This window comes from Pseudomonas sp. Z3-6 (genome assembly GCF_051131985.1).
Lineage (GTDB): Bacteria > Pseudomonadota > Gammaproteobacteria > Pseudomonadales > Pseudomonadaceae > Aquipseudomonas > Aquipseudomonas zanjanensis.
Genome location: NZ_CP071644.1, coordinates 6,640,477 through 6,653,220 on the forward strand (window position 1 = coordinate 6,640,477; position 12,744 = coordinate 6,653,220).

General features: G+C 62.0%; 11 protein-coding genes. 6 read left to right on the top strand and 5 right to left on the bottom strand.

Annotated features, from left to right (window positions below; translation table 11 throughout):
• Nucleotides 1–162 precede the first annotated feature (162 nt).
• The 5 genes from J3P88_RS28720 to J3P88_RS28740 all read right to left on the bottom strand — a co-directional run bounded on the left by J3P88_RS28720 (nt 163) and on the right by J3P88_RS28740 (nt 5,863).
• Nucleotides 163–834 carry a DsbA family protein gene (locus J3P88_RS28720; protein WP_434573015.1) on the bottom strand — a complete coding sequence of 224 codons (672 nt, stop codon included), beginning with the start codon at nt 832–834 and terminating at the stop codon, nt 163–165.
• A 303-nt stretch (nt 835–1,137) separates the two neighbouring features.
• Nucleotides 1,138–1,338, bottom strand: coding sequence for a hypothetical protein (locus tag J3P88_RS28725; RefSeq protein ID WP_057449186.1), 201 nt, complete (start codon nt 1,336–1,338; stop codon nt 1,138–1,140).
• A 244-nt stretch (nt 1,339–1,582) separates the two neighbouring features.
• Complete coding sequence (aguA, locus tag J3P88_RS28730) at nt 1,583–2,689, bottom strand: agmatine deiminase (RefSeq protein WP_434573017.1); 1,107 nt, start codon at nt 2,687–2,689, stop codon at nt 1,583–1,585.
• A gap of 28 nt (nt 2,690–2,717) precedes the next feature.
• Entirely contained in the window at nt 2,718–2,930 is a 213-nt protein-coding gene (locus J3P88_RS28735; RefSeq protein WP_434573019.1) for a hypothetical protein, read from the bottom strand.
• Nucleotides 2,931–2,950: 20 nt separating this feature from the next.
• Entirely contained in the window at nt 2,951–5,863 is a 2,913-nt protein-coding gene (locus J3P88_RS28740; protein WP_434573020.1) for an aminotransferase, read from the bottom strand.
• A 207-nt stretch (nt 5,864–6,070) separates the two neighbouring features.
• Between J3P88_RS28740 and rfbB the strand changes: the two genes are divergently transcribed.
• The 6 genes from rfbB to J3P88_RS28770 all read left to right on the top strand — a co-directional run bounded on the left by rfbB (nt 6,071) and on the right by J3P88_RS28770 (nt 12,713).
• Complete coding sequence (rfbB, locus tag J3P88_RS28745) at nt 6,071–7,153, top strand: dTDP-glucose 4,6-dehydratase (protein ID WP_434573022.1); 1,083 nt, start codon at nt 6,071–6,073, stop codon at nt 7,151–7,153.
• Nucleotides 7,150–8,025, top strand: a complete 876-nt coding sequence (gene rfbA / locus J3P88_RS28750; RefSeq protein ID WP_434573024.1) for a glucose-1-phosphate thymidylyltransferase RfbA — start codon at nt 7,150–7,152, stop codon at nt 8,023–8,025. The genes rfbB and rfbA overlap by 4 nt, the downstream gene beginning before the upstream one ends.
• Nucleotides 8,022–8,567, top strand: a complete 546-nt coding sequence (gene rfbC, locus J3P88_RS28755; protein WP_434573026.1) for a dTDP-4-dehydrorhamnose 3,5-epimerase — start codon at nt 8,022–8,024, stop codon at nt 8,565–8,567. Before rfbA ends, rfbC begins: the two co-directional genes overlap by 4 nt.
• The gene (gene rfbD / locus J3P88_RS28760) at nt 8,564–9,448 is read left to right on the top strand and encodes a dTDP-4-dehydrorhamnose reductase (protein ID WP_434573028.1); all 885 of its coding nucleotides are present in this window, start codon (nt 8,564–8,566) and stop codon (nt 9,446–9,448) included. The genes rfbC and rfbD overlap by 4 nt, the downstream gene beginning before the upstream one ends.
• Nucleotides 9,449–9,516: 68 nt before the next feature.
• Nucleotides 9,517–11,325, top strand: coding sequence for a sensor histidine kinase (locus J3P88_RS28765; RefSeq protein WP_434573030.1), 1,809 nt, complete (start codon nt 9,517–9,519; stop codon nt 11,323–11,325).
• Nucleotides 11,322–12,713 (top strand): sigma-54-dependent transcriptional regulator, encoded by a 1,392-nt coding sequence (locus J3P88_RS28770; RefSeq protein ID WP_434573032.1) that lies wholly within the window; start codon nt 11,322–11,324, stop codon nt 12,711–12,713. The genes J3P88_RS28765 and J3P88_RS28770 overlap by 4 nt, the downstream gene beginning before the upstream one ends.
• Nucleotides 12,714–12,744 lie beyond the last annotated feature (31 nt).

Sequence of the window (12,744 nt, forward strand, 5' to 3'; positions counted from 1 at the left end):
AATAATGAAAAGGCCCGCCCACGTCTGATCGTGTCGGGCCTTTTTATTATTTAAGAGTCATGGCTGTCAGCCACAGGCGTAGGACGAATCGTAGTCGCGCCCTCAACGGTGTGTCAATTTCGTGAATCGTCTGTAATTAGGCGAAAAACATCTAAGAATCGATCAAAGCGAACAGCCGTTCAAACCGCAAGTCGCTGAAGGCGCCGATGCTTGCTCCGGCAGGGCTTGCTTCAACCATTGGGCGAATGCCTCGGGCTTGCCCAGCCAGGAGCCGATGTCGATCAATGTGAACTGGCCGTCCCGCTCTAGAGCCAAAGTTGGAAAGCCCTGACCGCCAACCTGAGCGAGCAAGGCGCGACTGGCCTTGATATGCCGCTGCACATCAGCCGCGCGGAACGCCGCCAGGAACGCCTGGGCCGGCAGGCCAATGGATTGAGCGAGCTCCAGCAGGACGGTTTCGTCCGCAATGCGCCGCCCTTCGACGTAGTGTGCGGTTTGCAGCCGTCCTAGCAGTTCCAGGCCATGGCCGCCGAGCTGTTCGGCCGCAAGGACGGCGGCGGTCGGCGGCGCCGAATCGAACACCGCGCTGTGGTCGCGCAGCAAACCGTCGAAATAGGCCTCGCCAAAGGGCTGCCCGGAGTATTCGGCGATGCGCCGGTCGTGGGGCATCACATAATTGCGCAATTGTGGCGAGACCTGCTGGCGATTGGTGCCGGCCATCATGCCGCCGCCATGGGCGATCACTGGCAATACAGCCTGGGCCGCCTGCACCAGCGGTTTGGCACCGTAGCACCAACCGCACAGCGGGTCGTAGATATAATGGAGAGTGGTCATGGGAAACTCCGCTAGCCATGGGGATTCGATGGCAGCAGGGTAGCCTCGCGAGCGCTGCGGAAAAACGCCGGAACGGCTTTCAGTGTGTTTCGTGGATCGGGCGAATGCCCAGAATTGAACACCATCCTCTGTGGGAGCGGGCTTGCTCGCGAAAGCGGTGTGTCAGTCACCGCATAGGTAGCTGACCCGACGCCTTCGCGAGCAAGCCCGCTCCCACAGGGAAATTGCATCAATCCACAAAACCAGCGGACACAAAAAAAGCGCTGCCATCCCGGCCAGCGCTTTTTATCAATCCGTCGAATTCTATCCTTGCATCACATCCCACAGTGCTTCCAGCTCAGCCTCGCTGAACAGGCCAGCAGGGTACCGCTCAACGATCATCCGGCGCGGATCAGGTTCTCTGATCTGACGCGTTCCGTTGGACTTCAACCACTGCGCCAACGCTTGAAGCGACTCACCATTAACGGCCAAGGGATGGCATGTGCGCTCGCTTGTCATATTCATTCCAGCGCCCTCTCCTGGTTGATGAGCGGCTAATTTATCCAAGGTTTATGACAAAACAACTCAGTTCCCTTCCCCGGAACTGCTGCTGATCCAATACAAGAGCTATGCCAATCCATCCCTGCCCACCCACGAACGGACACAAAAAAACCCGCGACCCAATCGGGCCGCGGGCTTGCCGGGATGGATCCAAAATCACCGGTTTAGAGCCGGCGCTGGCGATATCACCGGGCTGTTACATCGCCACTCACTTTGTCCGCGGCGCGGGTTGCTGTTGGGTAAGGCAATGGATATTGCCGCCGCCCAGTAACAGTTCGCGTCCTGGCACCATGACCACTTCGTGCTGCGGGAACAGGTTCTGCAGGATGTCCCTGGCCGGTGCATCCAGCGGGTCGTCAAAACTCGGCGCGATGATGCCGCCGTTGACGATCAGGAAGTTCACATAGGAACCGGCCAGTCGCACGCTTGGGTTGCGTTCCTGGGAACCCTCCACCGCATCCACGCCAGCGCATTCCTCTGCGGTGGCATACAACGGCCCCGGGATCGGCATTTTATGCACTGTAAACGAGCGCCCCTTGGCATCCGTGCTGTTTTGCAGCACGTCCAACGCCGCGTGGCAGCGGGTGTAGTTCGGGTTTTGCGGGTCGTCGGTCCAGGCAAGCAGGACTTCGCCAGGCCGTACGTAACAGCAGAAGTTATCCACATGACCGTCGGTTTCGTCATTAAACAGACCGTCCGGCAGCCAGATGATCTTATCCACGGCCAATTGCGCACTGAGCACCGCCTCGATCTCCTCACGGCTCATGTGCGGGTTGCGATTGCGGTTGAGCAGGCACTCCTCGGTGGTGATCACGGTGCCTTCGCCATCCACATGGATCGACCCACCCTCGAGCACGAAACCTTCGGTGCGATAACGTGGGCTGCGCTCGAGCTCGAGGATTTTGCCGGCCACTTGCGAATCACGGTTCCACGGCGCGTACAGGCCGCCGTCAAAGCCGCCCCAGGCATTGAAGTCCCAGTCGATACCGCGCACTTCACCGCTGTCGTTGATCACGAACGTCGGGCCGGTATCGCGGACCCAGGCGTCGTCGCTGGACATTTCCACCAGGCGGATATTCGGCACGTCGAGGCGCGCCCGGGCATTTTCGTATTGGCTCGCGGACACCGCCACGGTCACCGGTTCAAAACGGGCGATGGCCTTGGCGACCGCCACGTGGGCAGCCTGTGCGGGCTTGCCGCCCAGGCGCCAGTTGTCCGGGCGCTCGGGCCAGATCATCCAGACCTGGGTCTGGGTCGCCCATTCGGCAGGCATGTGGAAACCATCCGCGCGCGGAGTGCTGTGCAACGTTGTCATGGGTCATCTCCTGGGCGATAGGCAGTGGTCACTTTATAGACGATAAATATCGACTAATAAAGTCACAAAAACCAAAAGCAATCAAAAAACCTCTTAAAACATCGACAAAAATCGATTTTATGACGAGAAAACCTGTGGGAGCGGGCTTGCTCGCGAAGGCGGCGGCACATTCAGCATCAATGCCATCTGAACCACCGCTTTCGCGAGCAAGCCCGCTCCCACAGGGGGAATACAGCTTCACAGCTCGGCATTCCAGATCGATTACAGCCCCTCGTCCAATACCTTCATCAGCATATCGACAAAGAAATCCACACTCTGGCGCGTAGTCACCATCGGCGGTTTGATCTTGAGGATGTTCAGGTAATCACCCGTCGGCTGCATGAAGATGCCCAGTTCCCGCAAGCGATTGCACAGCACAGTGGTTTCTTCGGTGGCCGGCTCCAACGTGTCGCGGTCGCGGATCAGCTCCACGCCCAGGTAGAACCCTGAGCCGTGCACTGCGCCGACCAATGGATACTGATCGATCAAGGCCTCCAGTCGAGCCTTGAAATGCCCGCCAACCACCCGGGCGTTTTCCCAGAGATTGTCCTCTTCCATGACATCCAGCACCGCCATGCCGATCTGGCAACTGACCGGGCTGCCGCCGGCCGACGAGAAGAAATACCCCTCGGCCTCCAGCGCCTCGGCGATTTCCCGGCGAGTGATGACCGCGCCCAGCGGCTGGCCGTTGCCCATGCCCTTGGCCATGGTGATGATGTCCGGCACCACGCCTTGCTCTTCGAAGCCCCAGAAAAATTCGCCCATGCGCCCGTAACCGACCTGCACCTCGTCGGCGATGCAGACCCCACCGCGCTCGCGCACCATCGCGTAGACCTGCTTCAGGTAACCGGGCGGCAGTGCGATCCCACCGGCGTTGCCGTAGACCGGCTCGCAGATGAAACCGGCCAGTTGGCGTTTGCTCTCGGCAATTTTCGCCAGGTTGTGTTCGACGCTGCGCACGTAGTCCGGCGCACTGTCGGGGCCGCGGAATTCGCCGCGATAGGTGTTCGGCGCGGTCACCGGGTGCACCCAGTCCGGGCGACTGCTCAGGGCCTGGGGGTTGTCGGCGATGGAGGTCGATACCGCATCGGCGGCCACCGACCAGCCGTGGTAAGCCTCCAGCACGCTGAGCATGTCCCGTCCGCCGCTGTAGGCCCAGGCCAGGCGGATCGCCAGGTCGTTGGCCTCGGTGCCGCTGTTGACCAGGAACACTCGGTCCATGTTGGAGGGCGACAGCGCCAGCAGGCGCTCGGAAAACTCGGCAATCGCCGCATAGTGGAAACGCGAGTTGGTATTGAGCAGCGACCATTGCCGGGCAGCCACCGCCGCCATGCGTGGATGGCCATGGCCCAGCACCGCGACGTTGTTGAGCATGTCCAGGTAGGAGCGCCCCTGCATGTCGATCAGGTGGTTGCGCCAGCCACGCTCGATGCGCGGCGGATCGACGTAATAGTGTTTCTGCGAACGGGCAAAGCTCGCATCGCGACGAGCCAGCAGCGCCTCGGGATCGGTCTCCGGCTCGGCATCGCACGCCAGCCCCAGCAGCATCGCCGGCGAAGGGCAAAGCGCCTGCCAGGCCAGGGCCCTGGAGGGCGTGCAGAACAGAGGCGGATTCACGTGGGCGCCCCGGCACAACTGGACACACAGCGACCCCGTCACTTCGCCCAGCACCTGCCCCTTGACCAGCGCCGCGCCGGAATGCAGCGGCGACGTCACCCCCCACAAGCGCACGCTCAACTGTGCACTGTCCAGTTGCAACATGCCGTCGGCAGACGTGTGCACAACCCCGGCGAACGGAGATTCGAGCGGCGTTCCCCGCGGCACACTCAACGCCACGTGCAAGGGATAAGTGTCGGGTTCGACGGCGCTGTCCGGCCGAGTGCGAGACAAGCGGTACTGCCCATAGCGACTGGCCGCCAGGCCGTGAATACCCGCGGCTTCATCCAGCAGGCGCTGGTCGATCCCCGACTGCTCCCAATTGCCGGCCTCGAAATGCGGGCTCAGCACCCCCAGGTCGATCAGGGCGAACTCGCGCCCTACCAGGGTCGGTAAGAGTGGCGCAAAGCCCTCGCTGGCAATGGCTGGCAGGTTGTGGCCGACGGCGGTGAGAATCGCCGCTTCCATGAGTTCGAAGGGCACCGAATGGGCGACGCGGAAAATCTCCCACTCATGGGCCAGGTTGTCGCGGCTGTAGTGGTTGTCCGGGTCGATGGAAACCTGCTGCTCACCGCTGAGCACCAGCACTGCGGCGCGCGCCACGATCAGCGGCCACAGCGCCAACAGTTCCTGGCGCTGCAAGGGGTTGACCGCGTGGTAGGCCTTGATCGCCGGCAAGATAAAGAACGGGTCGCCGTCGGCGTGATGCAGCAGGGCTGCGCACGTCACCGACAAGTCAGTGATGCGCCAGGTACGGATCAGGTCGCCGAAATCGATAACGCCCTGCAATTGCCATTGGCGCTGGGCATCGCGCTGCCAGACCACGTTGTCATCAGTGATGTCCATGTGGATCGCCTGCACCGGCAGGCTGGCCTTGAGCGGCTGCAAGCGCCGCTCGGCCTGTTGCGCGACCTCGGCGACCCGATGGCGTCGTGTTTCATCCTCGATGACAGGCAGTAGGTAATCGACCAGGGCCGGGGCGTGGCGCGCGTCCCATTGCAGGGTGCGCTCCAGGCCCGCGTGGTCGAATGTCGCCAGGGCCAGGTCCATTTCCGCGCACAGGCGGCCCAGGCCAGTGACAAGCTCGGGTGTCAGGTGCTTGAGCTGCGTGAGGGACTGGCCGTCGATGTATTCCAGCAGACGCATGTGAATCGCTTGGCCGTCGACGTCCAAGGTCAGCAGGTCCTGGCCGTTGATCGCCGCAATGACCCGTGGCACTTTCACCGCGTCGTGTCCGGCCAAGTGCTTGAGGGCGGCATGTTGGGCCTGGATTTCTTGGACAGCGTAGTCGCCGTGGCAAATTTTCAACACAAAGCGTCCGCGCTCGCTGTCGACGCGGTAGTTGAGGTCCTGGTTGCTGCCAAGGGGTCGCAGGTCGCCGCTGAGTCCGTAATTCGAGCGCAGCAGCACCAGCGCTTGCTCGGCGCTGATCTGTGGGCTAGGTAAACTGGCGCGGTGAACCAACGTAGCGAGTGGCATACAACGACCCCTGAGGTGGTTTTGTTCGGATGCCTATCTCGCCACCGAGTCGGGGGATAAGCAACCCCCCTGTTCAAAAATATGCACAGCTCTCCTGGGAAGCTAAATAGGAGGGTGTGTCCATGGGATATTCGCTTGCACCGCCCTCGACATGCCGACAAGCTATACTCCTACGCTTTGTCGTCTCACGGAAAAAGGCTTAACTGGATGCGCATTCTCATCACTGGCGGTGCTGGCTTCATCGGCTCGGCGCTCATACGGCACTTGATTCTCGATACCGAACATCAGGTCCTGAACCTCGACAAGCTGACCTACGCTGGCAACCTCGAGTCCCTGAGCAGCATCGATCACGACAGCCGCTACGAATTCGTCCAGGCCGACATAGTGGATCAAGCGGCTGTCAGTGCGGTGCTGGCGCGATTCCAACCTGACGCCATCATGCACCTGGCGGCCGAGTCCCATGTAGACCGTTCCATCGATGGCCCGGCGGACTTCATCCAGACCAACATCGTGGGCACCTACAGCCTGCTGGAAGCCACCCGCGCGTATTGGCAGGCTTTGGCCGAACCGCAGAAGCGCGCGTTTCGCTTCCACCACATCTCCACCGATGAAGTGTATGGCGACTTGCACGGCGTGGATGACCTGTTCACCGAAACCACTGCCTATGCCCCAAGCTCCCCGTATTCGGCGAGCAAGGCGGCGTCCGATCACCTGGTCCGCGCCTGGCAACGCACCTACGGCTTGCCTGTGCTGTTGACCAACTGCTCGAACAACTACGGGCCGTTCCACTTCCCCGAAAAACTGATTCCCCTGGTGATTCTCAACGCGCTGGCCGGTAAACCGCTGCCGGTCTACGGCAACGGCCAGCAAGTGCGCGACTGGCTGTTCGTCGAAGACCATGCCCGGGCGCTGCTCAAAGTCATCACCCAAGGTGCGATCGGCGAGACGTACAACATCGGCGGGCACAACGAGCAGAAAAACATCGACGTGGTGCGCAGCATCTGCGCGCTGCTCGAAGAACTGGCGCCACGCAAACCCGAAGGCGTCGAGCACTATGCCGACCTGATCAGCTTCGTCCAGGACCGCCCCGGCCATGACCTGCGTTACGCCATCGACGCCAGCAAGATCGAACGGGAACTGGGCTGGACACCTCAAGAAACCTTCGAGACCGGACTGCGCAAGACCGTGCAGTGGTATCTGGAAAACCTGCTGTGGTGCCAACGGGTCCAGGACGGCAGTTATCAGGGCGAGCGCCTGGGCTCGCTCGACCACAAGGATGCAATTGCATGATTAAAGGTATTGTCCTGGCCGGCGGTTCCGGCACCCGCCTGCACCCGATTACCCTCGGGGTTTCCAAGCAACTATTGCCGATTTATGACAAACCGATGATCTATTACCCGATCTCGGTGCTGATGCTCGCAGGCATCAAGGACATCCTGATTATTTCCACGCCTCAGGATCTGCCGCAATACCGCAACCTGTTGGGCGACGGTCAGCAGTTTGGTGTGAATTTCAGCTATGCCGAGCAGCCGTCGCCCGATGGCTTGGCCCAGGCGTTCCTGATCGGCGAGCAATTCATTGGCAGCGATTCGGTGTGCCTGATCCTGGGCGACAACATATTCCATGGATCGTATTTCAGTGACCGGCTGCAGGCTGCTATCAGCCGGCAGAGCGGCGCGACGGTGTTCGGTTACTGGGTCAAGGACCCGGAACGTTTCGGTGTGATCGAATTTAACGCTGAAGATCGTGCCATTTCCATTGAAGAAAAACCCATCGCCCCCAAGTCCAGCTATGCGGTAACGGGGCTGTACTTCTACGATAATGATGTCATCCGAATCGCCAAGGAGGTAAAACCATCCAAACGCGGCGAACTAGAGATCACAGACATCAACAACGCTTATCTACAACGCGGTGACTTACATGTTGAGCGTTTCGGTCGAGGCTTCGCCTGGCTGGACACGGGCACCCACGACAGCCTGCTGGAAGCGTCGCAATATGTGCAAACCATCGAGCATCGTCAAGGCCTGAAAGTGGCATGTCTGGAAGAAATTGCCTATCTACAAGGTTGGGTCAGTCGTGAACAAATACTTAAACGTGCCGAATACTTCGGCAAGACCGGCTACGGTCAGTATCTGTTCAACATCGTCAGGGAACCACGATGAAAATCACCGCCACTCAACTACCCGACGTCTTGCTCATCGAACCGAAGGTATTCGGCGATGAGCGGGGATTTTTCTACGAAAGTTTCAATGCTCGGGCTTTTGTCGAAGCCACCGGTTTTTCCCCTAAATTCGTCCAGGACAATCATTCTCGCTCCGCCAAAAGAGTTTTGCGCGGCCTGCATTATCAAATCGAGCAAGCACAGGGGAAGCTCGTGCGGGTAGTCGCAGGGGAAGTACTGGATGTAGCGGTAGATATCCGCCGCAGCTCTCCGACCTTCGGCCAATGGACGTCAGTACGTCTTTCGGCGAAGACTCCGCAACAATTATGGATTCCGCCAGGGTTTGCCCACGGTTTCGTCGTGCTCAGCGAATCGGCGGACTTCCTCTACAAAACCACCGATTACTACGCGCCCTCAGCCGAACGCTGCATTCGCTGGGACGATCCACAACTGGCCATCGATTGGGCGCTGGACGACGCGCCGATCCTCTCGGCCAAGGACCAGAACGGCAAGGCCTTGCACGAGGCAGACCTGTTCCCATGAGTACGCCCTTGCGCATCCTGATCATCGGCCGCAATGGCCAAGTTTCCCGGGCGCTTCAATCGCGCCTGAGCGGCATGGGCGAGTTGCTCGTACGCGGCAGCGACCAGCTCGACCTGGCGCAGGCGGATTCCCTGCGCGCCCCCATCAAGGCCCTGAGACCCGACGTGATCATCAATGCCGCCGCCCACACGGCCGTCGACCAGGCTGAGAGCGAGCCGGAACGGGTGTTCGCCATCAATGCCACGGCGCCGGGCATCCTGGCCCAGGCAGCGGCCGAACTGGGCATACCGTTGATTCACTACTCCACCGACTACGTCTTCGATGGCCTCAAGCCTACCCCCTACACCGAGGACGACACGCCCAATCCTCTGAGCGTCTATGGGCGCAGCAAACTGGCCGGTGAAGATGCCATCCGCCAGGCTGGCGGCCAGCACCTGATCCTGCGCACCAGTTGGGTATATTCCACCGAGGGCCGCAATTTCCTGTTGACCATGCAGCGTCTGTTGCAGGAAAAACCGCAACTGCGGGTGGTGGCCGATCAGATTGGCGCACCGACCTGGGCGGGCACCATTGCCGACAGCACCGCCCAACTGATCGAACGCTGGCAGGCCGGTCAAGCCGGAGCCTGGGGCACCTATCACCTGACGGCCCGGGGGGAGACGTCCTGGTTCGGTTTCGCCCAGGCCATCGGCGAGAACCTGCTCGAGCGACACAAGCCGTGCGCGCTACTGGAGCCCATTGCGTCCAGCGACTATCCGACGCCGGCCCCTCGACCGTTGAACTCGCGCCTGGATTGCAGCCGCCTGTCCAAGGAATGGGCGGTGAGCCAGCCCGACTGGCGAAGCGCGTTGCAGCGGTGTCTGGCCGGACAAGCCTGGTAAGGTCTTACAAATAGTATTTGCAAGGCAACTAGGCATAATACGCCTGTCACCACAGGCGCCCCATGCTCATGAATTCCACCCTTCCTCGCAGACCCCGTTGGCGCAGCCTGGCCTTGCTCGCGCTGTGCCTGGCGCCGTTGCTGTGGCCGTTGGAGCACCTGGCCGAGCGTTATTACCGCAGTGAGCTGGCCGGCCAGAACCGCCAGACCCTGGACCTTTACGTCGCCAACCTGCTGGGCACGCTGCACCGCTATGAAGTGTTGCCACAGATCCTCGGCGAGCTGCCGGCCTTGCGCGCCACCCTGTCGGCCCCGGACGACGGCGTCACCCAAGGCAACGCCAACCGGCTGCTGAAAAACATCAGCGCCCAGACAGGCGCAGAAGTCATGTACCTGATGGACCCTTCCGGCAAGACGCTGGCCGCGTCGAACTGGGACAAACACGACAGCTTCGTCGGGCGCAATTTCGCCTTCCGGCCGTACTTCATCGAAGCCATGGCCGGGCGCCTGGGGCGTTTCTTCGGTTTGGGCACGACGTCGGCCAAGCGCGGTTATTTCTTCGCGGCCGCCGTGCACGACCGCGAAAAAGTCATCGGCGTGCTGGTGGTCAAGGTCGACCTCGACCACACCGAAAGCCTATGGGGCAAGACCCCGGAACAATTGCTGGTGACCGACCACAACGGCGTGGTCATTCTCACGTCGCGCCAGGAATGGCGCTTTCGCGCGACCCGGCCGCTCAGCGACGACGAGCGCAAGGCCATCAGCGCGGTACAACCTTATCCAACCCGCGACCCCAAGCCGCTGAACCTGGATGCCAACGCCTGGCTGCCCCAGACCCAATCCATCGAAGAAACCGGCTGGAGCGTGAGCATCCTCGCCCCGCGCACGCTGATCGACCGTCCCGTGCGTACCGTGGTTGCCACCGGTGGCGCGGCCTTGCTGGTGTTGATGCTGTTGCTCGGGTTGATGATGCAACGCCGGCGCCACTATCTGGACCGGATCGCCTTCGAAGCCAAGGCCCGCCAGGAGCTGGAGGGCCGGGTGGCCGAACGGACCAGCGACCTGGAAGGACTGAACCGGCGACTGAGACAAGAAGTGCTGGAGCGCGAGCAGGCCCAGCAGGAATTGGTCCGGGCCCAGGATGACCTGGTGCAGGCCGGCAAGCTGTCGGCCCTGGGCACCATGTCGGCGAGCATTAGCCACGAGCTCAACCAGCCACTGGCGGCGATTCGCAGCTACGCGGAAAACGCCGAGATCCTGCTTGACCACCAACGCACCGAAGACGCCCGCGGCAACCTCAAGTTGATCAGCGAACTGACCGGGCGCATGGCATCGATCATCGCCCACCTGCGCGCTTTCGCCCGTCGCGACCGTCATGCCCCGGAAAGCGTCGCCCTGCAGCCGGCGCTGGACGACGCCCTGGCGCTGCTCGCCAAACGCCGGCGCAGCATGGAAGTGGAGCTGATCCGCGACTTGCCGGCCGCCACGCTGTGGGTCGAGGCTGGCGAAACCCGCCTGCGCCAGGTACTCGGCAACCTGCTGGCCAACGCCCTCGATGCGCTCACCGAGAAGGGCCCGCCGCGCAAACTCTGGATCAGTGCCCAGGCCACCGACACCGGCGCCAACCTGTACATCCGTGATAACGGTCCAGGGTTTTGCATGGAGGCCTTGGGCCGCGCCGGCGAGCCTTTCTACACCACCAAGACCCGCACCCAGGGCCTTGGCCTCGGGCTGGCGATCTGCGACACCCTGATGCGCGCCTTCGGCGGCGAACTGTCGTTCGCCAACCACAAGGAAGGCGGCGCCCTGATCACCCTGAAGCTGCGCGCCGGCGCACCCGGGGTGAGCCTGCAACCGTCCGAGGACCGAAGTGTATGACCATCGACAACCGGATTGAGGTGGTGCTGATCGATGACGATCCCCATCTGCGTCAGGCCTTGAGCCAGACCCTCGACCTGGCCGGCCTGAAAATCCTGCCCCTGGCCGAAGCCAAGGGCGTGGCCGGGCAACTGTCTCGTGATTGGCCGGGGGTGGTGGTCAGTGATATTCGCATGCCGGGCATGGACGGCCTCGAACTGCTGGGCGAACTCCATGCGCAAGACCCGGAACTGCCGGTGCTGCTGATTACCGGCCACGGTGATGTGCCGCTGGCGGTGCAGGCGATGCGCGCCGGGGCCTACGACTTCTTGGAAAAACCGTTCGCCAGCGATCATCTGCTCGACAGCGTACGCCGCGCCCTGGCCTTGCGCCGCCTGGTGCTGGACAACCGCAGCCTGCGCCTGGCCCTGAGCGATCGCCATGAACTCAGCGCCCGCCTAGTCGGCCAATCGACCCCGATGCTGCGCCTGCGCGAGCAGATCGGCGCGTTGGCCGCCACCCGCGCCGATGTGCTGATCCTCGGTGAGACCGGCGCCGGCAAGGAAGTGGTCGCCCGTGCCTTGCACGACCTCTCAGGCCGGCGCAATGGCCCCTTCGTGGCGATCAACGCCGGTGCCCTGGCCGAGTCGGTGGTGGAGAGCGAACTGTTCGGCCACGAACCCGGTGCTTTTACCGGTGCGCAGAAACGCCGCATCGGCAAGTTCGAGTTCGCCAACGGCGGCACGCTGTTCCTGGACGAAATCGAGAGCATGAGCCTGGATGTCCAGGTCAAGCTGCTGCGTCTGCTGCAAGAGCGCGTGGTGGAGCGGCTGGGCGGCAATCAACAGATTCCCCTGGATATCCGTGTCATTGCCGCGACCAAGGAAGACCTGCGCCAGGCCGCCGACCAGGGGCGTTTTCGTGCCGACCTGTATTACCGCCTCAACGTCGCGCCGCTGCGCATACCGCCGTTGCGCGAACGGGGCGAGGATGCGCTGATGCTGTTCCAGCATTTCGCCAACGAAGCCAGTGCCCGACATGGCCTGCCGCCCCACGAATTGCAGCCGGCGCACCGGGCGTTGCTGCTGCGCCACAGTTGGCCGGGCAATGTGCGAGAACTGCAGAACGCCGCAGAACGCTTTGCCCTGGGCCTGGAGCTGGCCCTGGACAACAGCGCGCCCGACGGCAACCCTGGGGCACCGGTGGAACTGGTCACCGGCGGCTTGAGCGAGCAGGTGGAAAACTTCGAGAAAACCCTCATCGCCGCCGAACTGGCCCGCCCCCACAGCTCGGTGCGCAGCCTGGCCGAGGCCTTGGGCATTCCCCGCAAGACCCTGCACGACAAGTTGCGCAAGCATGGCCTGACCTTCGGCGACAGCAGCCAGGGTACGGCCGATGAATCCGATTGAATTATCGTCACTACCCTGCCAAGCAAGAGGC